The organism is Nonomuraea turcica (assembly GCF_030718205.1).
Classification (GTDB): domain Bacteria; phylum Actinomycetota; class Actinomycetes; order Streptosporangiales; family Streptosporangiaceae; genus Nonomuraea.
This window is the reverse complement of the sequence record NZ_JAUZQF010000009.1, coordinates 75080-94748: the sequence shown is the minus strand read 5'-3', so window position 1 is coordinate 94748 and position 19669 is coordinate 75080. Positions and strand designations below refer to the sequence as shown.

Annotated in this window: 19 protein-coding genes and 3 tRNA genes; 7 read left to right on the top strand and 15 right to left on the bottom strand. The window is 71.8% G+C overall.

Annotated features, from left to right (window positions below; translation table 11 throughout):
• Nucleotides 1–31 precede the first annotated feature (31 nt).
• From Q9G87_RS23630 to thrC, 6 genes are all read right to left on the bottom strand, one after another.
• Nucleotides 32–637, bottom strand: a complete 606-nt coding sequence (locus Q9G87_RS23630; protein ID WP_305918621.1) for an energy-coupling factor transporter transmembrane component T family protein — start codon at nt 635–637, stop codon at nt 32–34.
• On the bottom strand, nt 634–1308 hold the full coding sequence (locus Q9G87_RS23625) for an energy-coupling factor ABC transporter ATP-binding protein (protein WP_305918620.1): 675 nt from the start codon (nt 1306–1308) through the stop codon (nt 634–636). The genes Q9G87_RS23630 and Q9G87_RS23625 overlap by 4 nt, the downstream gene beginning before the upstream one ends.
• A 113-nt stretch (nt 1309–1421) precedes the next feature.
• Nucleotides 1422–2585 carry a thiolase family protein gene (locus Q9G87_RS23620; RefSeq protein WP_305918619.1) on the bottom strand — a complete coding sequence of 388 codons (1164 nt, stop codon included), beginning with the start codon at nt 2583–2585 and terminating at the stop codon, nt 1422–1424.
• Between the two features lies 1 nt (nt 2586).
• Nucleotides 2587–3954: a class I adenylate-forming enzyme family protein gene (locus Q9G87_RS23615; protein WP_305918618.1), complete on the bottom strand. Its 1368-nt coding sequence runs from the start codon at nt 3952–3954 to the stop codon at nt 2587–2589.
• Between the two features lie 67 nt (nt 3955–4021).
• Complete coding sequence (locus tag Q9G87_RS23610; protein WP_305918617.1) at nt 4022–4630, bottom strand: biotin transporter BioY; 609 nt, start codon at nt 4628–4630, stop codon at nt 4022–4024.
• 29 nt (nt 4631–4659) lie between these two features.
• A complete protein-coding gene (gene thrC / locus Q9G87_RS23605; protein ID WP_305918616.1) occupies nt 4660–5793 on the bottom strand; it encodes a threonine synthase in 1134 nt (377 codons plus the stop codon).
• Between the two features lie 65 nt (nt 5794–5858).
• Between thrC and Q9G87_RS23600 the strand changes: the two genes are divergently transcribed.
• Nucleotides 5859–6746, top strand: a complete 888-nt coding sequence (locus Q9G87_RS23600; RefSeq protein WP_305918615.1) for a MurR/RpiR family transcriptional regulator — start codon at nt 5859–5861, stop codon at nt 6744–6746.
• Here Q9G87_RS23600 and Q9G87_RS23595 read toward each other — a convergent pair.
• The 6 genes from Q9G87_RS23595 to Q9G87_RS23570 all read right to left on the bottom strand — a co-directional run bounded on the left by Q9G87_RS23595 (nt 6727) and on the right by Q9G87_RS23570 (nt 9238).
• Entirely contained in the window at nt 6727–7257 is a 531-nt protein-coding gene (locus Q9G87_RS23595; protein ID WP_305918614.1) for a GNAT family N-acetyltransferase, read from the bottom strand. The two genes, Q9G87_RS23600 and Q9G87_RS23595, sit on opposite strands and share 20 nt — an antisense overlap.
• Nucleotides 7258–7298: 41 nt before the next feature.
• On the bottom strand, nt 7299–7865 hold the full coding sequence (locus Q9G87_RS23590) for a helix-turn-helix domain-containing protein (protein ID WP_305918613.1): 567 nt from the start codon (nt 7863–7865) through the stop codon (nt 7299–7301).
• 51 nt (nt 7866–7916) lie between these two features.
• Nucleotides 7917–8741, bottom strand: a complete 825-nt coding sequence (locus tag Q9G87_RS23585) for a nitroreductase/quinone reductase family protein (protein ID WP_305918612.1) — start codon at nt 8739–8741, stop codon at nt 7917–7919.
• Between the two features lie 256 nt (nt 8742–8997).
• A tRNA-Glu gene (locus tag Q9G87_RS23580) sits at nt 8998–9070 on the bottom strand.
• Nucleotides 9071–9080: 10 nt separating this feature from the next.
• Nucleotides 9081–9153 (bottom strand) — tRNA-Leu (locus tag Q9G87_RS23575).
• A 14-nt stretch (nt 9154–9167) separates the two neighbouring features.
• Nucleotides 9168–9238, bottom strand: a tRNA-Ala gene (locus Q9G87_RS23570).
• A 369-nt stretch (nt 9239–9607) separates the two neighbouring features.
• On the opposite strand from Q9G87_RS23570, the gene Q9G87_RS23565 reads away from it, so the two are divergent.
• From Q9G87_RS23565 to Q9G87_RS23545, 5 genes are all read left to right on the top strand, one after another.
• Nucleotides 9608–10501 carry an MIP/aquaporin family protein gene (locus Q9G87_RS23565; protein WP_305918611.1) on the top strand — a complete coding sequence of 298 codons (894 nt, stop codon included), beginning with the start codon at nt 9608–9610 and terminating at the stop codon, nt 10499–10501.
• Between the two features lie 57 nt (nt 10502–10558).
• Nucleotides 10559–11782 carry a formaldehyde dehydrogenase, glutathione-independent gene (gene fdhA, locus Q9G87_RS23560; RefSeq protein WP_305918610.1) on the top strand — a complete coding sequence of 408 codons (1224 nt, stop codon included), beginning with the start codon at nt 10559–10561 and terminating at the stop codon, nt 11780–11782.
• Between the two features lie 97 nt (nt 11783–11879).
• Nucleotides 11880–12479, top strand: a complete 600-nt coding sequence (locus tag Q9G87_RS23555; protein WP_305918609.1) for a TetR/AcrR family transcriptional regulator — start codon at nt 11880–11882, stop codon at nt 12477–12479.
• A 33-nt stretch (nt 12480–12512) separates the two neighbouring features.
• Nucleotides 12513–13271, top strand: a complete 759-nt coding sequence (locus Q9G87_RS23550; protein ID WP_305918608.1) for a MerR family transcriptional regulator — start codon at nt 12513–12515, stop codon at nt 13269–13271.
• A gap of 59 nt (nt 13272–13330) precedes the next feature.
• Nucleotides 13331–16096: a heparinase II/III family protein gene (locus Q9G87_RS23545; RefSeq protein WP_305918607.1), complete on the top strand. Its 2766-nt coding sequence runs from the start codon at nt 13331–13333 to the stop codon at nt 16094–16096.
• Between the two features lie 176 nt (nt 16097–16272).
• Here the strand turns inward: Q9G87_RS23545 and secD are convergent, their stop codons facing one another.
• The 3 genes from secD to Q9G87_RS23530 all read right to left on the bottom strand — a co-directional run bounded on the left by secD (nt 16273) and on the right by Q9G87_RS23530 (nt 19172).
• A complete protein-coding gene (secD, locus tag Q9G87_RS23540) occupies nt 16273–18495 on the bottom strand; it encodes a protein translocase subunit SecD (RefSeq protein WP_305918606.1) in 2223 nt (740 codons plus the stop codon).
• A 38-nt stretch (nt 18496–18533) separates the two neighbouring features.
• Entirely contained in the window at nt 18534–18884 is a 351-nt protein-coding gene (locus Q9G87_RS23535; protein WP_305918605.1) for a hypothetical protein, read from the bottom strand.
• Nucleotides 18885–18968: 84 nt separating this feature from the next.
• Complete coding sequence (locus tag Q9G87_RS23530) at nt 18969–19172, bottom strand: hypothetical protein (RefSeq protein ID WP_305918604.1); 204 nt, start codon at nt 19170–19172, stop codon at nt 18969–18971.
• A gap of 175 nt (nt 19173–19347) precedes the next feature.
• Here Q9G87_RS23530 and Q9G87_RS23525 point away from each other — a divergent pair, with 175 nt between their 5' ends.
• The gene (locus tag Q9G87_RS23525; RefSeq protein ID WP_305918603.1) at nt 19348–19668 is read left to right on the top strand and encodes a hypothetical protein; all 321 of its coding nucleotides are present in this window, start codon (nt 19348–19350) and stop codon (nt 19666–19668) included.
• Nucleotide 19669: the final 1 nt, after the last annotated feature.

Sequence of the window (19669 nt, the reverse complement as noted above, 5' to 3'; positions counted from 1 at the left end):
TGCTTATATAAGTCAAGCCTGGGATAGGAGGTCAGTCATCCAGACCTCGGGCGCTGAGCGCCTCGCCGAGCGCGTCGGCATGCCGCAACGCGCTGACCACCATCGGCACCGCGAAGGCCCGCAGGCTGCGCTCGACGCCCCTGGCCCGCTGGGCCTCCCGCACGCGGGCGGCCAGCCCGGCCATGACGGGCACGCTGCGCACGGTCAGCGACAGCAGCAACGACAGCCGGAACGGGTCCAGCCCGGCGAACCTGGCCGGCGCCAGGCACCGTTCCAGCGCGGCCATCATGGCCGACGTGCGGGTGGTGATCGTGACCAGGCCGGCCAGCGCGACCGCGAGCACCACGCGCAGGGTCGTGGTGGCCGCGCCCGAAAGGTCCACGAAGATCCACTGCATGCCGAACAGCGCCACCGCGAACCAGCGGACCGGGCGTACCTGCGCCCAGGCCGCCGCCACCCCCACCCGCGACACCGCATAGAGCCCGGCCACGACGGCCGCCGCGCCCGCCAGGGCGGGCGGCGTGCGCAGCAGCACCAGCACCGTGCACGCGAGTGCCAGCCCGGCCAGCTTGGCGCCGGCGGGCAGCCGGTGCAGCGGGGAGGCGCCGGGGACGTACGCGCCGGTGAGCCCGTTCACGACATGATCTTGCGGTAGTGGGCGATGGCCTCGCCGGGCGTGCCGTCGGCGACGACGCGGCCCTGGTCCAGCACCAGCACCCGGTCGAAATCGGCCAGCAGCGGCAGGTCGTGGCTGACCACCACGACCTGCTGGGGCAGCTCCCGCAGCAGGGTGGCGACCTGACGCGAGTGGCGCAGGTCCAGCAACGTGGTCGGCTCGTCCATGACCAGGACCTCCGGCTCGAGCACCATCACCGAGCACAGGGCGAGCAGTTGCTTCTGCCCGCCGGACAGGTGGTGCGCGGGGTGGTCGGCGTGGCCGGCCAGGCCGTACCTGGCCAGGACGTCCGCCACGCGCCGCTCGATCTCCGCGCGGGGCAGGCCTTTGCGGCGCAGCGAGAAGGCCACGTCCTCGGCCACCGTCGGCATGACGATCTGCGCGTCCGGGTCGGTGAACAGGAAACCCACCCCGCGCCTGATCTTCGCGGCGTGGCGGCGGGTGTCCAGGCCGAGCACGGTGACGCTGCCCGACGTCGGCAGCGCCAGGCCGTTGATCAGGCGGGCCAGCGTGCTCTTGCCCGAGCCGTTGGCGCCGACCACACCGACGCGCCGCTCGGGCAGGGAGGCGGTGATGCCGCACAGCACGTCCCGCAGGCCGAGGCGCACGTGCACGTCAGTGAACTCGATCACCTCACGCCACCACCCGCGGGCCCGAGGCGCACAGGCACGCCGGCGAACTCGATCACCTCACGCCACCACCCGCAGGGCGAGGCGCACAGGCACGCCGGCGAAGTCAATCACGCTCATACCACCACTTCGAACAGGGCGGCCACCCCGAGGCCGCCGCCGACCGCCGCCGCGGCCACGCCGAGCGTCCCCGGCGGGGCCCCGGCGCGGACGAGCCGGGTGAACAGCCTGGTCACCACGACCGCGCCGCTGGCCCCCCACGGATGACCCAGCGCCAGCGCACCGCCGTCGGGGCAGACCCGCTCGCCGTCGGCGCCCAGCGGGTCCAGCCCCAGCGCGTCGGTGACGGCCAGCACCTGCGCCGCGAACGCCTCCACGATCTCCACCGCGGCGACCCGCGCCACGTCCACCCCCGAACGCTCCAGCACCCGGCGTACCGCCGGCACCGGCCCCCAGCCGGGCAGCTCGGGATCGCACCCGACGACAGACCCGGCCACCAGCCGCATCCCCGGCAGGCCCGCGCGTGACCGCTCGGGCACGATGGCCACGGCCGCGGCGCCGTCACTGATCGGGGAGGAATTACCGGCCGTCACTGTACCGCCCGCCACGAACGCCGCCGGCAGCCGGGCCAGCGACGACGGCCGCAGCGGCCGCGGCCGCTGATCATCGGCCCGCCCGCCGACCGGGACGATCTCCTCGGCGAACCGGCCCGCCTCGCGGGCGGCCAGCGCGGCCGCATGGCTGCGGCAGGCGTAGGCGTCCTGCCGCTCGCGGGTGATCCCACGTGCCGCGGCCAGCGCTTCGGCGGCCGGCCCCATGTCGGGGTCGGGGTGGCCGGCGGGCGTGAACGGCGCGCGGGCGTACGGCTCGGCGGCCCCCCGGTGGGTACGCAGCGGCGCGGTCGAGCCGCTCTCCGCTCCGCCCGCGATCACCAGGTCCACCTCTCCGGCGCGTACGGCCTGCCCGGCCAGCAGGATCGCGGCCAGCCCGCTGCCGCACTGGCGGTCCACGGTGATGCCGGGGACGGCGTGCCCCAGCCCGGCCGCCAGCGCCGCCACCCTGGCCACGTTGCCGCCCGGACCCATGCAGTTGCCCAGCACCACGTCATCCACCTGCCGGCCGGCGACGTCGCGGGCCACGGCCTCGATCACGGGCGCCGCGAGCCGGTCCACGGTCAGGTCCTTGTACGCGTGCCCGGCCGTGCCGATGGGCGTGCGCCGAGCGGCCACGATGACCGGCTCGTCGCCGCCTGCCGGTGCGCCGGTGGAGCTGCCGGCCACGTCAGGTCAGCCGCCGCAGGTCGGGGTCGCCGGCGGCCATGCGGGCCGCGACCAGGGCACGCGCGGGCTTGCCCGCCTGGGTGCGCGGCAGGCTCGGCACCGCGTACCAGCGGCGCGGCCGTTGCGCCACGTCCAGCCCGCTCCTGGCCACCGCCTCCAGCAGCGCCCGCCGCGGCGGCGCGTCCCCGTCGGCCTCCAGGATGGCCGTGACAATCGAGCCCAGCGACGGGTGGGGCGAGCCGATCACCACGATGTCCCCCACGCCGGGCACTTTCCTCAGCACCTCCTCGACGTCTTCGGGCACGACGGTGGCGCCGCCGGTCTGGATCGCGCCGTCGCCACGCCCGCGCAGCCGCAACACCTCTCCTGCCCGGTACGGGTGCGCCACGTCGCCCACGGTCATCCAACCGTCACCGTCGCGCCGCAGGGGACCCGCCGCCTCGCCCAGGTAACCCTCGGCCAGCCAGGGCGAACGGGCCCACACCTCCCCCAGCGCGCTCCCGGGAGCGGTCCTGACCTCGATCTCGACGCCAGGAAAGGGACGCAACCCACCCCCGTCGGCGTCGGCCGCGACGAACGAGAGCTCGGTGGCCCCGTAATACGACACGATCCGCACCCCGGCCCGCACCGCCGCCGTCCGCCACCGGGGGTCGAGCGCCGCGCCGCCTGCCACGACCGTACGCAGCGCGCCTGGCCGGGCGAGCACGGCAGGCAGCAGGTGCGGCACCAGGTGCACGACCGTGGCCTGGTCGAGGTAGGCGGGCAGCGATCCCGCGGGCCAGCGGCCGGGCACGACGGCGGTCGCGCCGGTGGCCAGGGCGTGTACGGCCGCGAAGGCGTACAGGGAGGACGACAGCGGACCGGGGACCAGCACGACGTCGTTGGGCCCGATCCCGGCCAGTTCGCCGAGGTGCGGGAACGACGCCGTCCACGAGGCCCGCGTGCGGACGACGGCACGCGGGCGGCCCGTGCTGCCCGAGCTGAAACACGCCCACGCCAGGTCGCCGGGCGCCGCCACGTGCTCGACGGCGGGGCCTGTCTCGTCCGGCAGCGGCGCGTCGACCAGGAGGTCCACCGTGGTCGTGCCGGTCATCCGTGCCCACCGCCGCCGGTCCCAGGCGTGGTCGCCCACCAGCGGCGTCGCGCCGGCCAGGTCCGCGGCCAGCACGGCCACCAGCAACGCGACCGGATCGGCCACCCCGATCGCCACCCGCCACCCCGGGCCTGCACCGCGGCGCAGCAGGTGCCGGGCGGCGCCGTTGACGTGCTGCGCGAGCTCGCCGTAGGTGAGCTCGCGCAGCGGCCCGCGCAGCGCCACCCGTGCCGGGCGTGCCGCGGCGTGCCGCAGGATGTGGTCGGCTACCGGCACCGGCCCGCCTCAACGCTCTCGGCCGGGCGGGGGCCTCGCGGCACCCCCTCGGCCGGGCGGGGGCGGCTCAACGTGTTCCGCCGGCCCGCAGCCGCTCGCGGTACACCGTCGGCACCGCGTCCGGGTAGGCCCGCTGCGTGCCCCTGACCACGACCGCCGCCAGCACCGCCTTGATCACGTCGCCCGGCAGGAACGCGGTGGCGAGCAGCGCCGTCGTGCCCAGCGACGCCCCCGTGACCATGGCCTGCACGGGAATCCCGAACAGGTAGATCACCCCGACCCCACCGGCCAGGCACGCCAGCACGAGCTGGACGATTCCGGGGTTGCGCCCCGCCCGCTCGACGAGCCAGCCGGTCAGCGCCGCCCCCGGGATCCAGCCGATGAGGAACCCGGCCGAGGGCCCGGCGAAGACGCCCAGCCCGCCGCGCCCGCCGGACAGCAGCGGCAGCCCCGCGGCGACCAGCACGAGCAGCACCACGACCGCCAGCGCGGCCCGCCACGTGCCGAGGATCGCGCCCGCCAGCATGACGCCCAGCGTCTGCAGCGTGATCGGGACCGGGTTGCCGAAGACGTTGAACGAGCCCGGGAGCCCGAGCACGGCGATCAGCGCGGCGAACACGGCCACTCTCGCGAGGTCCCCCGTGCGGAACACGCGCTTGCTGTCTTCATTCTTCATGAGGCGATCCCACAACACGTCGGCATCCTTCACGCATGGAGGTATCCCACAACTTTCCGGTCGATCGTCTGCGAGCGAACGATACTTGCCGCCACTCGAGTCTCGGTCAAGCGCAGGGCGCGGGCCACGTCCGCGGTGACGGCGGAGGTTTCGGTCGTGGTGTAGCCGTCACGCAGGGAGGCGTCGAGGTCCTTCAGGCCGTTGCCGCTGAGCGTGATCACCACGCGCAGGCCCGGCTCCAGCAGGCCACGCGCGTGCTGGTCGAGCAGCCCCGCCACCCCCGCCGCCGAGGCCGGCTCGACGAAGACGCCGTCGCGGCGGGCCAGCTCCCGGTATGCCGCGAAGATCTGCTCGTCGCTCACCGCGGCGATCAGCCCGCCGGACTCCTCGCGCGCGGCGACGGCGCCGTCCCACGTGGCGGGGTTGCCGACGCGGATCGCGCTCGCCTCGGTCCGCGGGTCGGCGACCGGCGCGCCGTGGACCAGCGGCGCCGCGCCCGCCGCCTGGAAACCCCACATGCGCGGCAGCCGGGTCGCCACGCCTGCCTGCCGGTAGACGCGGTAGCCGCCCCAGGTCGCGGTGATGTTGCCGCCGTTGCCCACGGGCAGGCAGTGCACGTCGGGCGCGTCGCCCAGCGCGTCCACGACCTCGTAGGCGACGGTCCGCTGCCCGGCCAGGCGCAACTCGTTGCCGACGGAGTTGACCAGCGCGACCGGGTGGTGGCCGGCCAGCTCGCGGGCGACGCGCAGGCAGTCGTCGAAGGTGCCGTCGATCTCCACGATGCGGGCGCCGTAGCGTACGGCCTGGCTCAGCTTGCCCAGCGCGATCCGGCCCTTGGGGACGAGCACGGCCGCGGACAGGCCGGCGCGGGCGGCGTAAGCGGCGGCAGAGGCGCTGGTGTTGCCGGTGGAGGCGCAGATGACGGTCTCGGCGCCGCGCTCGGCCGCCCTGCTGATGGCCACGGTCATGCCGCGGTCCTTGAACGATCCGGTCGGGTTGGCGCCTTCGACCTTCAGCCACACCTCACAGCCGGTGAGCGAGGACAGGAACGCCGAGCGCAGCAGCGGGGTGTTGCCCTCGTTCAGCGAGACGGCCGGGGTGTCGTCGTTGACGGGCAGCCAGCGCCGGTAACGGCTGTCGATCAAACCATGCCAGGTAGTCATGTCCCGCACCGTAACATTCGTTTCGTCAAGCCGCATTTATAGGGCCTGATGTAACATGTGTCATCATGGAGAACGATCCGGTGGCGGGCCGCCTCAGCGCCGTCTACTCCGAGTTGCCGCCCGGCGAACGCGCGATCGTGCGGGTGCTGCTCGACGACTACCCGTTCGCGGCGCTCGGCTCGCTGCGGGCGCTCGCCGAGCGTGCGGGGGTCAGCCCGCCGACGGCCTCGCGGCTGTTCGACCGGCTCGGATACGCCGGGTTCGCCGAGTTCCAGGCCGCCGTCAGAGACGGGGCGCGGGACCGGTCGCGGCTGCTGGAATTCGTCACCGCGCCGGAGGCCGCCAAGAGCGCCACCCGCGAGAGCGCGCCCGGCTCTGAGGCGGCCGCACCCGCCGAGACCGGGCCGTCCGAGCTGCGGCGGGCCGCCGACGACCTGCGTTCTGGACTGGACGGCACGCTTGCGACTCTCTCCGAGCCCCTGCTCACGGCCGCGGCGGCGCTGGTGGCCGAGGCCCGCACGGTGTGGGCGCTGGGCGGGCCGCTCAGCGAGCTGGCCGCCGAATACTTGATCCGCCAGCTCGCCAGCCTGCGCTCCGGCGCCCACCGGGTGCCTGAGCCGCCGCAGGCCCGCGCCCGTACCCTGCTGGACCTGGGGCCCTCTGACGTGGTCGCGGCCTACGACTTTCGTCGTTACTCCCCCGCCACCGCCCGGTTCGTGCAGGCCGCCCGTGACCGGGGCGCGCGGCTGCTGCTTGTCACCGACGCCTGGGGCTCGCCTCTGGCCCCACAGGCGGAGGTGCTGGTCAGCCTGCCGCGCGAGGCGGCCGGGCCGATCGCGCCGCTGGCACACGAGATCGCCGTCACCGAGCTGCTGCTCGTCGCCACGGCCGCGCGCCTGTCACCTGCCCAGCGTCTGGCCGACCTCGACGCGCTCACGCAGAGCCTGGGGTGAGCCGCTTGTAGAAGAAGCTGCAGTCCCGCAGCTTTCCGTCAGGGGATCCGGCGTACTCGGGGACGATCCCGTAACGTGTCCAGCCGCCGGTGAGGTAGACGTGCTCGGCGGTGCTGCCGGTTTCGGTGTCCAGGAGCAGCAGGTCGGCCCCCGCCTCCAGGGCGGCCTGCTCGGCGGTGGCCAGCAGGGCACGCGACAGACCCCGGCCGCGGGCCTCGCGGTGCACCATGAGCTTGACGATCTCGCCGCGGTGGCGGGCATTGGGCTTGGCGGCCAGGGCCAGGCTGACGGTGGCGTTGATGCCGCCGCCGTCGCGGCAGACCCACACCATGAGGCGCCCGTCGGCCACGGCTGGGGCCTGCGCCCGCCACCAGGCGGCGGCCGCCTCGTGATCGAACGGCGCCAGGAAGCCCACGGAGGCGCCGTCATCCACGGCGTCGACCAGGAGATCGGCCAGCTCCTTCAGGCCTGCGTCGAACTCCTCGGCGGACAGGCGGTCGATGGTGTGCATAGGAGATCCCTCGGCTTTCACGGCAAGCAGCGTGTGACGGTTCACGGCAGGACGATGAGCAGCGCGTAACGCGCCGGGTCCGGTCCCGGGCAGCGGAAGCGGGAGGCGCCCCAGAGCCGGAAGCGCAGGCAGTCGCCGGGTTCGAGCGTGTGCGCACCGCCGTTCGCGGTGATCTCCACCGTGCCCTCCAGCGCCCAGATATGCTGCTCGAGCCCCGGAACCGGGGGTGCGTCGTAGACGATGTCCGCGCCCGGCCGCAGGACGCCTTCGACGACCTCGCCCCGCAGGCCGGGGTGCGGCGGCGACACCGACCTGCGGACGAAGCCCGACTCCTCGTCCCGCCACACCGGCTGGGCCTGGCCCCGCAGCAGCTGCGGCGGCTCGGACTCGACCTCGGCCAGCAGCCGCGACATCGTCCGCTCATACACCGCGCAGAGCTTGTTGAGCAGCGCCGCGGTCGGGCTGATCTCGCCGCGCTCCAGGCGCGACAGGGTCGAGCGGCTGATCGCGGCGCGGCGGGCCAGCTCATCCAGCGACCAGCCGCGCTCCACGCGTAGCTCCGTCAGCCGTTCGGCCAGCCGGGTATCCAGCTCCTCCACCTGTCTCATATCCGGGAATATATCCCAAATACGGGACACCGGCCTGCGTGACTCCCGGACCTACGCGCCGTTGAGCAGCTGCACGAGCTGCTCCTCCTCGTAGTCCAGGTGCGCCTCGAGCTCCGCGGTGAGCCGGCTGACCTCGCGCGACAGCTCCTCGGGAGCGACGTCGTCGGCCGCGAGCAGCTCCTGGAGTTGTTCGAGGAGTCGCTGGACGACCAGGTGCTCGGCCCGCAGCCGCTCGAACACCGCGGCCAGCTCCGGGTGGCGGCCCTCCAGCGCGGGGAACATGAAACCGTCCTCGCGCGAATGGTGCCCGTGCAGACCCTGGCACATGGTCAGGCAGTTGACCCGCAACTGCGCCGTCAGACGGGGGCCCGAGGAGCCGACCTCCTTGCGGAGCACGGCCAGTTCCTTGCGGAAGGCGCCGTGGATCTTCTTGAGTGCGTCGCCCATGCGCCCGGCGGGCGGCCCGTAGTCGATCGGGACGAGCGCGACCACCGGCAGGATCCGGCCGGAACCGGTCTGGTACGCGCCCCAACCCGGCTCTTGCTCGACCGCGCGGGCGAACAGGCGATCCCGTTCCTCGCCTTCCAGGACGACCGCTTTGGCCTGATAGGTGAAGCTGCCGTCCTCCACGGTGACCTGCGGGTTGGCGCGCAGGTTGTGGTACCAGGCCGGGTGCGCCGGCGCGCCGCCGGCCGAGGCGATGATGAGGATGCGCTCGCCATCGGGCAGGTAGCCGAGCGGCGTCGTACGGCGTGCGCCGGTCTTCGCGCCGACGGTCGTCAGCAGGAGCAGCCTGGCTCCCTCGAATTGGCCGCCGACCCGGCCCTGGTTGGCGCGGAACTCGTCGATGATCTGCTGGTTGAAGTCAATGGGCATGCGTGTTCGCTCCAGGCGGGGATGTGTCGATGACAACGAAAACCCGCGCGGAATGCCGAAGGGAACGACGGGTCGACTACACCGCCGAAGGCATGGGACGACGCGCGGGGGCTGGGTGCTCAGGCACGACCGATGAAGGTAGTCACGGTGTCATCCCCCTTGATTCGGCGCCTCCATGCCACCGCCGTCCACCCGGTCGGCGTCACGCGACGCGACCGCTATTACACGATCTACCGCGAAAACTGTCAAGCTGTCGTACCCCGTACCGGACTCGAACCGGCGATTTCCCGGGTGAAAGCCGGGCGTCCTGACCGCTGGACCAACGGGGCGTCGCATGCGTACGTCCGGCGGGATTCGAACCCGCACCGTCCGGTACCTGAGACCGGTGCCTCTGCCGTTGGGCTACGGACGCTTATATTCCTGGCGTGGACCGACGGGATCTCGAAACCCGAATTCCTGCTTGCAAGGCAGGTGTGATGCCTTTTCACCATCAGCCCGAAGATAAAGAGAAAGGCCGCCCGGACGTGTCCCCGGCGGCCTTTGGATCCTCCTCCGTGAGGATTATCCCGAGGCCGGCCCGATCAGCGCGCAGCCGAACACCGCGGCTCGGCGACATAGACGCCGTTCCCGCTCCAGCGCGCCGGCTGCGTAGCACATGACCTGGCCCTTCCTGACATTCCTGCGTTCGACGTGAACCACGGTAGCCCCGGTATTCCGCGAATGCCACTTATTTATGGCCGGCCCGGTGCCTTGCGGTCACGACACCGTGCCGTGACCCGGCTTTTGCCGCCCTGCCCCGGGAGCCGTCGCAGTCACCGGGTTATATTCGAATATTGGGAGGAAACCTTCGTCATCGGGGGTTCACGATGGTTGGTGACCTGCCGCGGCGGCTTGTCGCGGAAGCCATCGGAACGATGTTGCTCGTCCTCTTCGGCGCCGGCTCGGTCGTGGCGGCGCTGGTCTTCGGCGACGGTCAGCTGAACTATGCCGGGCTCGGCTTCATCGCGCTGTCGTTCGCCGTGGTCGTCGCGATCGTCATCTACGCGTTCGGCAACACGTCGGGAGCCCACATCAATCCCGCGGTGACCATCGCTCTGGCCGCGGGGCGCCGGTTCCCGTGGGCCGAGGTGCCGTTCTACATCGTTGCCCAGCTCGTCGGCGCGTTCGCCGGGGCGCTGCTCATCGTGGGCGGATTCGGCGGGCGGGCGATCGATCCGGGCGGTGTCGGGCTGACCCAGCTCGGCGAGGGTGTGAACTATGCGCAGGGAATCTTGCTCGAAGCACTCGGCACGTTCCTGCTGCTGCTCACGATCATGGCGATGGCGGTCGACCGCCGGGCGCCGGCCGGCTGGGCCGGGCTGATGATCGGACTGGCGGTGGCGGGCGAGATCTTCGTGCTGGGCCCGTCGACGAACGGCTCGGTCAACCCGGCTCGAACCTTTGGCCCATACCTGGCCAACAGCTTGTTCGGCGGCGACACGCCCTGGGCTCAGATCGGCGTCTACCTCGCCGGGCCGATCATCGGCGCGGTGCTGGCAGTCGTCGTGTACGACGTGGTCGCCCGCCCGGCCCGCGAACTGCCCGAGACGGCCGCGCAAGGGGCAGCCGGGGAGATCACGGGTGCCAGGGAGCCGCGGGCCGAGGCCGTCCGGCAGGAGCTCGCCGGTCAGGTGCCCGGGGCCCGTGCGCCGCAGGACGACCAGATCAGGGACCGCGTGGGACACGGCCGCAGACGCTGGCGTCCCGGCGGGAGGAGGTGATCCATGAGCCCGTGACCGACCGTACGTCCGCAACTTCCGAGCAAGGGAGAGATCGCCATGCCTGGCAACAGGGGAGTCACATATGAAGGCCCAGGCAAGGTCGAGGTGCGCGAGACCGACTATCCCGAATTCGAGCTCAAAGACGGCCCGGGCGTGAACCCGGCCAACGTCGGCCGCAAGCTGCCGCACGCCGCGATACTCAAGACGGTCGCAACGAACATCTGCGGCAGTGACCAGCACATGGTCCGCGGCCGCACCACGGCGCCCCAGGGCCTCGTCCTCGGTCATGAGATCACCGGTGAGGTCGTCGAGACCGGTCCTGATGTGGAGTTCGTCAAGACCGGCGACCTCGTGTCCGTGCCGTTCAACATCGCCTGCGGCCGCTGCCGCAACTGCAAGGAGGGCAAGACCGGAGTCTGCGAGAACGTCAACCCGGACCGTCCCGGCTCGGCGTACGGCTACGTCGACATGGGCGGCTGGGTCGGCGGGCAGGCCGAGTACGTCCTTGTTCCCTACGCCGACTGGAACCTGCTGAAGTTTCCCGACAAGGACCGGGCGATGGAGAAGATCCTCGACCTGGCCATGCTCGCGGACATCTTCCCGACCGGGTTCCACGGCTGTGTGAGCGCGGGGGTGCAGCCGGGCTCGAGCGTCTACATCGCCGGCGCCGGCCCGGTCGGGCTGGCCGCGGCCGCCTCGGCGTTCCTGCTCGGAGCCGCCGTGGTCATCGTCGCGGACCTGAACAAGGAGCGCCTCGACCAGGCGCACAGCTTCGGCTGCGAGACCATCAACGTCGCCCTGGGCGAGCCGAAGGACCAGATCCTGCACATTCTCGGCGAACCGGAAGTGGACTGCGCCGTCGACGCGGTCGGCTTCGAGGCACGCGGTCACGGCCACGAGTCGGAGGTGGAGCGTCCCGCCACCGTGCTCAACTCGCTCATGGACGTCACCAGGGCAGGTGGCGCACTCGGCATCCCGGGCCTGTACGTGACGGGCGATCCCGGTGCGGCGGACGAGGCCGCCAAGCAGGGCTCGCTGTCCATCCGGATAGGCCTCGGCTGGGCGAAGTCGCACAGTTTCGTCACCGGCCAGTGCCCCGTCATGCGGTACAACCGCCAGCTCATGATGGCGATCCTGCACGACCGGGTGCAGATCGCGAAGGCGGTCAATGCCACCCCGCTCCCGCTCGACCAGGCGCCGCGGGGATACCACGAATTCGATGAGGGGGCTGCCCGCAAGTACGTGCTCGATCCGCACGGCATGCTCAGCAGAACGTCCTGACCACACGGCCGCCGGCGACCCGCGCCCTGCGGGTCGCTGGACGTCAGGAGACACGTGACGCAACGTCTCGTCTCGTCGGCGTGGTAGGATGCCGGGCATGCCCAAGCAGCCCGACCCTGCCCGCCGCAACGAGCGATCCCGGCAGGCCATCCTCACCGCCGCCCGCGAGCTGGTCTCCGAGGTGGGATACGCCAAACTGTCGATCGAGGCCATCGCCGCACGGGCCGGTGTGGGCAAGCAGACCATCTACCGATGGTGGCCCTCCAAGGGGGCGGTGATCTTCGACTCGTTCCTGGCGCTGAGCGAGGCGGGCCCCGAGGAGAGCGTGGCGTTGCCCGACACGGGCGACCTCGAGGCCGATCTCAAGATCGTGATGCGCGCGACGGTGGCCGAATTCGCCGATCCGGCGTTCGAAGCGCCCATCCGGGCGCTCAACACCGAGATCATCAACGATCCCGGCCTCGCCGCCCAATACCGCGAGAAGCTGGCCGACCCGGTCGACGAGGGCAAGAAGGCCAGGCTGCGCAGCGCGCAGCGGGCCGGGCAGATCCGCGCGGACGCCGACCTCGACCTGGCGCTGGAGCTGCTGTATGCCCCCCTCTACCAGCGCTGGCTGCTCCGCTCCGGCCCGCTGACCCCCGAATACGCCGACGCGCTCGTCGACCTCTTCCTCCAGGCCATGAGACCCCCGGTTTGACCGTGACGCCACGTCAACGTCTTTACTGGTGACATGCGGATCGGAGAGCTGGCCGCGCTGCTCGGAGTGTCCACCCGGACGGTGCGCTACTACCACCACCAGGGCGTCCTGCCCGAGCCGCCCCGCCTGGCCAACGGCTACCGCGAGTACGGCATGCGCGACGCCATCGCCCTGGCCCGCGTCCGCCGCCTCGTCGCGCTCGGGCTGAGCCTGGACGAGGCGCGCGACGTCATCGCCGAGGACCGGTCCAGGGAACTGCCGGAGATCCTCGCCGAGATCGACGCCGACCTGGCCAGGCAGGAGCAGGAGATCCGGGACCGGCGGCGGCGCCTGGCCCAGGTGCTCCAGCGGGCCGAGGCTGGGACGCTGGGCCCGCAGGACACCGCCTCGCCCGATCTGCTGGCGTTCCTGAAGGCGGTCGACCTGCCCTCCTCGCAGGCGGCGGCTTGGGATCGCGAGCTGCTGGTGCTGATGGACACCGTGGCGGCGGCGCCCGAGCGGAAACGCGCCTTCACGATGCTCGACGCGCTCGCCGCCGATCCCGAGCTGACGGCGCGCGGCCACGAGTTCTACCGCAGGCTCGACGAGCTGGCCGGCGCCGAGCCCGACGACCCCCGGATCGTGCCGCTGGCGGCGGAGCTCGCCGAGTACAGCCTGCGGCACCTGATGACCGACGGTGCGCCGATCGGGCCCGAGTGGGACGCCGAGACGATGGAGCCGTTCCTCGACGGGCTCGCCCCCGCTCAGGCGGAGGTGATACGGCAGGTGGTCCGGCACATCGCCGGCCCCTGAAGGCCGCCTCCTGCGCCCGACATACCGCGGACATACCGGGAACCCCTACTTTGGCGTGCATGTATCCCTCGTGGCGGCGGCTCGCCGTCCTTATTCTGTTCGCTGCGTTCCTGGTGCCGGTCCCTCCGGCCGCCGCGGCGGCGTTGTCCGACGCAGGCTTCTTCGGCAGGTGGAGCGCCGGCGCCTGGACGGTGGGGCCGCGACTGAACTACGCGCACGCGGGCCTGAAGCCCGTGGAGAGCGCGGTGATGGCGGGCGACTACGCGCTGGCCAAGCAGCGGCTGCTGGATTACTACCGCGCGCGTCCGGCCATCGAGGCGGGCAGCTTCTCGCACACCACCTGGCCGGGCGCACTCGAGCTGACCGCCAGCCACATCTGGACGCTGGGATCGGGCGAGGCCTACATCAAGACGCTGACCTTCGGCCCGGGGGAAAAGACGGTCACGGCAGACGTCACGAGCAGCATCACCAGCGGTAAGCCCGGATTCTTCCTGATGAGCCGCTACAAGGACGCGGTCATCGCCCTCATCAACAGCAGGAGCAAGGGGTCGGGCAAGCCCACCCTCCGCCTGACCCTGGCCGACGGGTCGGTGAAGACCCTTCATCCCACGCACGACACCTACATCTGGGCGGCCAACCCGGGCAGCGTGTACGGCACCAAGTACTACATGCAGGTCAGCGACCAGGGCACGGGGCCGTTCACCGGCGAGACGCGTAAGGCGTACCTGCGGTTCGACCTCGGCGGCCTCACCGGCGTGAAGAAAGCGGAGCTGACGCTGACCGGCACGGCCGACACCGCGAAGGACATCATGCTGTACGGCAACGCCGCGACCTTCGACGAGGCCATCCGCACCTGGTCCAACACCGTGCAGAACACGTTCTCCTGGGAGGGCGACCCGGGCGGCTTCGACTGGAAGCTCCCCGGCGGTGCCGATCGCATCGCCGACGACGAGTTTCTCTACCAGCTGCCCCGCTTCTTCTTCGCCGGCCCGCTGGCCCTGGAGTACCAGAAGACGGGCAACGAGCAGTACTCCCGCACGCTCATCGGCCTGATGACCGACTTCATCAAGGACGCCGACGCCTACGACGCCGATCAGGGCGCCGGTTCCTATCCGGGCAACCTGCACGCCGCGCGGCGCCTGCACAACTGGATCGCGGCCTACGAGATCCTGCGCAAGAGCCCGTCGCTGACCGCCGACGCCAACGCCGCGATCCTCAAGACGATGAACCGGGCGGGCCTGTACCTGCAGGAGAACGTCAACGGCACGCCGAACAAGATGCAGTCGCAGAAGATCACGCTGCTGCACAACTCCATCTACTTCCCGGAGTTCCGCGCGGCGTCGGCGTGGCGGACCAACGCCGCCAACTTTCTGTCGACCCAGCTCAACGACTCGACCTACGCCGACGGCGGCTACAAGGAATCCACGGACGCCTACCTGCGGGGCTACCTCAGCCAGTACGTGGACGTCGTCGCCTACATGCAGCGCAACGGCATCGCGTTCACCGCCACCGCCAAGCTGCGACAGCTGGCCCGCTTCCTCATGGACCAGAGCTATCCCAGCGGGTACGGCCCGGCCTACGGCGACAGCGACTCCCTCGACCTGCGCAGCACTCTCAGGAAGCTGGGCCAGCTGCTCAACGACCCCGAACTCCTCTACGTCGGCACCTCCGGCACGTCGGGCGAGAAGCCGGCGCACACCTCCGTCCTCTACCCGGACACCCGGGTCGCGGTCTCCCGCTCCGGCTGGACCGCCGACGACTCCCACCTCCGGATCAACGCCGACCGCGGCAACCATAGCCACCCGGACGAGCTGGCGATCACCGCTTACGCGTACGGCCGGCCGCTCCTGCCCGACATGGGCACCTTCACCTACAGCACGGACGCCCACGCGCAATGGCTGCGGAAGACCACGGAGGCGCACAACACGATCGAGATCGACAACAAGCCGCAGATCTCGACCGCGGCGGGCGGGATCTCGCATCTGATCACCAACCCCGCCTTCGACCTGATCGGCGCGAACACCGAGAGCTCCGCCGGTGTTCGCCACGAGCGATCCGTCCTGTCGCTGCACTCGGGCCTGTGGGTGGTCTCCGACCGGCTCAAGCCGGTGGACGCCGCCGCCACGCACCGCTACGAGCAGAACTGGCACTTCGCCTCGGACGCCAAGCCCTCGATCCGCTCCGGGACGGAGGCCACGACCACCGCCTTCGCGACGGGTGCGAACCTCACGATCGTCCCCGCCGACCCGGCCGAGGTCGCCTCCGCCCTGGGCGACGGCTACTACGCACCGCGGTTCTACTCGGTGGAGAACGCGAAGTACGCCTCCTACGTCAAGACGAACGCCACCGGCCAGAAAACCTTCGACACCCTCCTGGTGCCGTCCAAGGGCGCGGCCGACACGTCCGTGACGGTGGAACGTCTCCCCGTGGGCACCATCCCGTCGTACCAGGTGACAGCCCTCAGCTTGAACGGCGGCGCAGGGGTCTACTACAAGTCCTGGACGACGAAGGCGCCGCGCGCGTTCGGGTCCTACACCTTCGACGGCAAACTGCTCTACGCCGACTCCGGGTCCATCGTGATGGTCGACGGCTCGTCGGTCGAACGTGCCGGCGCGACCCTGGTCAAGGCGCCGGCCGCGGTCACGGACCTGGCCGTGACCTTCGGCGGGGACGGCACCGTACACATCGACGGCAGCGGGCTGACCGCGAGCACCGACCCGGCCAAGGCCATCGCGATCGCGGCGCCGAATGCCGCCAAAGTGATCCTCAACGGCAAGGTCGTTCCCTTCGAACGCGCGGGCGCGCTCATCTACGCGGCCGCCTGAAGGAGAACTCCGGCCCGGATCGTCGAGCTGCCCGGCCTGCGGTAGGCGTCCGCCGGCGCGCTGGCCTCGGCTAACCCCCGCGCCCCTGCTCCGCGACTCCCAGGAGGCGCGGGCAGGGGCACGGAAGGTGGCACACGCAGCACGGCCAGGGTGGGCGACGCGCTATGCGCCGTGGATCAGACCACCGCCCCGGTGCCCGTACGGTCGCGTGGCGCGGTGCGCCTGGCCGGCGGAGCAGGTGGGCGGCGGTCGAACCGGGCCAGCACAACGGCCGCCGGACCGGCCACGAACGCCGACGACAGCGTCCCCATGACGATCCCGGCCACCAGCGCCATGGCGAAGTCCCGCAGCGAGTCCCCGCCGAAGACCATCAACGCCACCAGGATGAACAACGCGCCCAGCCCGGTGTTGACCGTCCGCGGCAACGTCTGCACGATCGCCCCGTCGACCGCCGCCGCCAACCCCCGCTGGGAGGTCCACAACTCCCGCACGCGGTCGAACACCACGACCTTGTCGTTGACCGAATACCCGACGATCGTCAGCATCGCCGCCACGAAGATCCCGTCGATCGGCTTGCCCAGCCACGCGAACAACCCGACCACGACGGTCACGTCCACCAGCAGCGCCAGCACCGCCGCCGCCCCGAACGTCCACCGGAACCGGACCGCCAGATACACCAGCTGCATGGCCACGGCCACCCCGAGCGCGACGAGGGCGTTACGCCGTAGCTCCTCGCCCAGGCTGGGCCCGATGAACTCCTCGCGCGTCTTGCTCACCTCGCCCCCGTGAGGCTCCAGTGCCTGCTCGATCCGGGCCACCTCCTCCAGCCCGAGCCGCGCCGCCCGTACCGTGACACCGTCATCCGTGGACTGGACCACCGCCGCGGGGAACCCGGCCCGTGCGACCGCCTGCCCGGCGACGTCGGCGGGGACCGGCTTGGACGTGGCGAACTCCACGAGCCGCCCGCCGGTGAACTCCACGCCGACGTTCAGCCCGCGAACCAGCAACCCGGCCACGGCCACCACCGCCAGCCCGCCGGCGATCGCCAGCCACACCCTCCTGGCGGCCATGAGCCGCGGCTTCCTGCGCGCTAGCCAGGTCCTGACCACGCCCTGCGAGGCCAGCCCGGACGCGCGCGGCCCGATCCTGCCGATGACACCCTGGACGAGCACACGGGTGATCAGCATGGCGGAGATCAGCGAGGCGAGCACGCCGATCGCCAGCGTCACGCCGAAGCCCTTGACCGGTCCCGAGGCCAGCCAGAACAGCAGCCCGGCCGCGATCAGGGTGGTGACGTTGGAGTCGGCGATCGCGCTCCACGCGTTCTTGAACCCCAGGTCCAAGGCCCGCCTCAGCCCGCGCCGGAAGTCGTGCTCCTCCCTGGCCCGCTCGAAAACCAGCACGTTGGCGTCGATGGCCATGCCGATCGCCAGCACGAACCCGGCCAGCCCCGGCAGCGTGAACGTCGCCCCCATCGCCACCAGCGCCGCGTACGAGATCAGCCCGTAGCAGGCCAGCGCCACCGCCGCGAGCAGCCCGGACAGCCGGTAGACCGCCACGATGAACACCGCGGTCAGTACGAGCCCGGCCACCGCCGCCTTGGCGCTCGCGTCGATGGCCGCCGCGCCGAGCGTCGGTCCGACCGTACGCTGCTCTACCAGGGCCAGCGGGACGGGCAGTGCCCCGCCCTTGATGAGCACGGCCAGATCGCGGGCCTCCTCGTGGGTGAACGACCCGGTGATGTCCGCGCGGGCGTCCGGGATGCCGGTACGGCACGGGATCGACAGGTCCAGCGGCGGCGAGGAGATGATCTCCGCGTCGAGCACGATGGCGATCCTGCGCTTGGGATCGCCATGCGGCTCGCACGCCGCCGCCCCGGTCAGCCGCTGCCAGGCGTCGGCGTCGCGGAAGTCGATGGTCACCCACCAGCCGGGACCACGCTGGGGATCACTCTGCTCGACCGCATCGGCCACGCCGTCGCCGGTGATGGCCGCGGGCCCGAGCGTGAGCGGTTCGCCGATCTCGTCGCGTACCCCTGAAGGATCGCCGGCGCCGAGGACAGGATGGAAGGCTAGCTGCGCGGTCCGGCCGATCACCTCGGCCGCCTGGCGCGGGTCGAGTACGCCGGGCAGCTCGACGATGATCCGTTTCTCGCCGGAGCGGACCAGGGTGGGATCGACCACGCCGAGTGCGTCCGCCCGCTGGCGGAGCACGTCGAGTGCGCGGTCGGTGGCCGCCGCGTCGGCCTTGACGGTCGGCGAGTTCTTCGCCTCGAACACGAGCTGGGTGCCGCCGCGCAGGTCCAGGCCCAGGCGCGGCGCGGTGGTGAGGGCAAGTGCTAATGAGATCGCGATGACGGCGAGCGCCGCCACCGCACGCCAAACAGGCGCACGGTACATGAAGCCTCCACAGGCTCAGATGTGCAGAAAAGGGAATCTCAGAACCCTGTGGAGGGAGGCCCGCGCGCCGGCGCCGCAGCGGGCCGGCGGCCGGCCGGAGCGTCCGTGCCGGGACGTGCGACGACGGCGGCCCACGCGGCCGTCGGGTACGGAAGGCCGGACGGGAGCACGGCGGGGCCGCCCGGACCCGCCAGACCGAGCAGGCCATGCCGGACCTGCATCGCGGTGTGGCGGTAGGGCTCCTGGCCCAGCCCTTGCTGCTCCTGCGCCCGCCAGGCCGCCACCACGTGCGGGGTCGCGCCGTGGTGCGAGGCGGGCTGGGCGTGAGAGGCCGCGGGCAGGAACCAGGACAGCAGGAGGAGCAACGCGGCAGAGAGCCTCGTCCGCACCGTCCCCTCCCCCGGATCGCCCTGCCCTCACCGTAGCGCGCCGGAGCGGCCGGGAAGAGTGGAGCCGGTCTTCTCGCGGGACGATTAGGACGCCCTTTGCGGGGAGTCCGCCCCGAGGGGCCGCGAGCCGGGGTGCGTGGAGGCACGGGCCAGGACGTCGCGGATGAGGGTGACCACCTCCCCGGGCGTGAACTCCATGGCGTTGTCGCCGATGCTGATCTCGAAGCAGCATCGGTCGGGATCCGGTGCGGACCGAACGCGGCCCCAGAGCTGGATGCCGGCCGGCACTCGTCCGATGAACCGGCCGAAAGTATGATCCTGGCCGCGGCGAACCGTGCTTTCGACCCGTGCCGCCCGGGTGGCGGGATCCGCAGGATGAGGCCCATGCCACGAGGAGCTGCTGCTCGACTCCGCCGGGCAGCGCGTCCCCCGTCCCCGCCTGCTCCTGCTGCGCCGGCTCCTGGTGCTGCTCGCCATCGGCCTGGCCAACATGTTCCTGCTGTGGTGGGGCGACATCCTGACCGTCTACGCCCTGGCGGGACTGGTGGTCCTGCTGCCGTCGACCTGGCTGCCGCGCTGGGCCGTGGCCGGGCTGGCCGCCGCGCTGATCGCGACGTCGCTGATCGTCCAGGGCGGGCACTACTCGCTGGTGCCCGGCCTGTTGTTGCTCGGCTCGGCGCTGACCAGGTACGGCGTGATCGGCCGGATCGAGCGGGCCACGTGGGGCCCGGCCGTGTTGTGCCTGGCCTTCGCAGCCGCGGCGGCGCCTTTTCTGTGGGCGTAGA

What these genes read in the sequence shown, in the direction of transcription:
- Q9G87_RS23600 (WP_305918615.1), top strand. Translation starts at nt 5,859, where the DNA reads ATGGAGAACGATCCGGTGGCGGGCCGCCTCAGCGCCGTCTACTCCGAG.
- Q9G87_RS23565 (WP_305918611.1), top strand. Translation starts at nt 9,608, where the DNA reads ATGGTTGGTGACCTGCCGCGGCGGCTTGTCGCGGAAGCCATCGGAACG.
- Q9G87_RS23610 (WP_305918617.1), bottom strand. Translation starts at nt 4,630, where the DNA reads ATGAAGAATGAAGACAGCAAGCGCGTGTTCCGCACGGGGGACCTCGCG.
- Q9G87_RS23585 (WP_305918612.1), bottom strand. Translation starts at nt 8,741, where the DNA reads ATGCCCATTGACTTCAACCAGCAGATCATCGACGAGTTCCGCGCCAAC.
- Q9G87_RS23545 (WP_305918607.1), top strand. Translation starts at nt 13,331, where the DNA reads ATGTATCCCTCGTGGCGGCGGCTCGCCGTCCTTATTCTGTTCGCTGCG.
- Q9G87_RS23590 (WP_305918613.1), bottom strand. Translation starts at nt 7,865, where the DNA reads ATGAGACAGGTGGAGGAGCTGGATACCCGGCTGGCCGAACGGCTGACG.
- Q9G87_RS23555 (WP_305918609.1), top strand. Translation starts at nt 11,880, where the DNA reads ATGCCCAAGCAGCCCGACCCTGCCCGCCGCAACGAGCGATCCCGGCAG.
- Q9G87_RS23550 (WP_305918608.1), top strand. Translation starts at nt 12,513, where the DNA reads ATGCGGATCGGAGAGCTGGCCGCGCTGCTCGGAGTGTCCACCCGGACG.
- secD (WP_305918606.1), bottom strand. Translation starts at nt 18,495, where the DNA reads ATGTACCGTGCGCCTGTTTGGCGTGCGGTGGCGGCGCTCGCCGTCATC.
- thrC (WP_305918616.1), bottom strand. Translation starts at nt 5,793, where the DNA reads ATGACTACCTGGCATGGTTTGATCGACAGCCGTTACCGGCGCTGGCTG.
- fdhA (WP_305918610.1), top strand. Translation starts at nt 10,559, where the DNA reads ATGCCTGGCAACAGGGGAGTCACATATGAAGGCCCAGGCAAGGTCGAG.
- Q9G87_RS23595 (WP_305918614.1), bottom strand. Translation starts at nt 7,257, where the DNA reads ATGCACACCATCGACCGCCTGTCCGCCGAGGAGTTCGACGCAGGCCTG.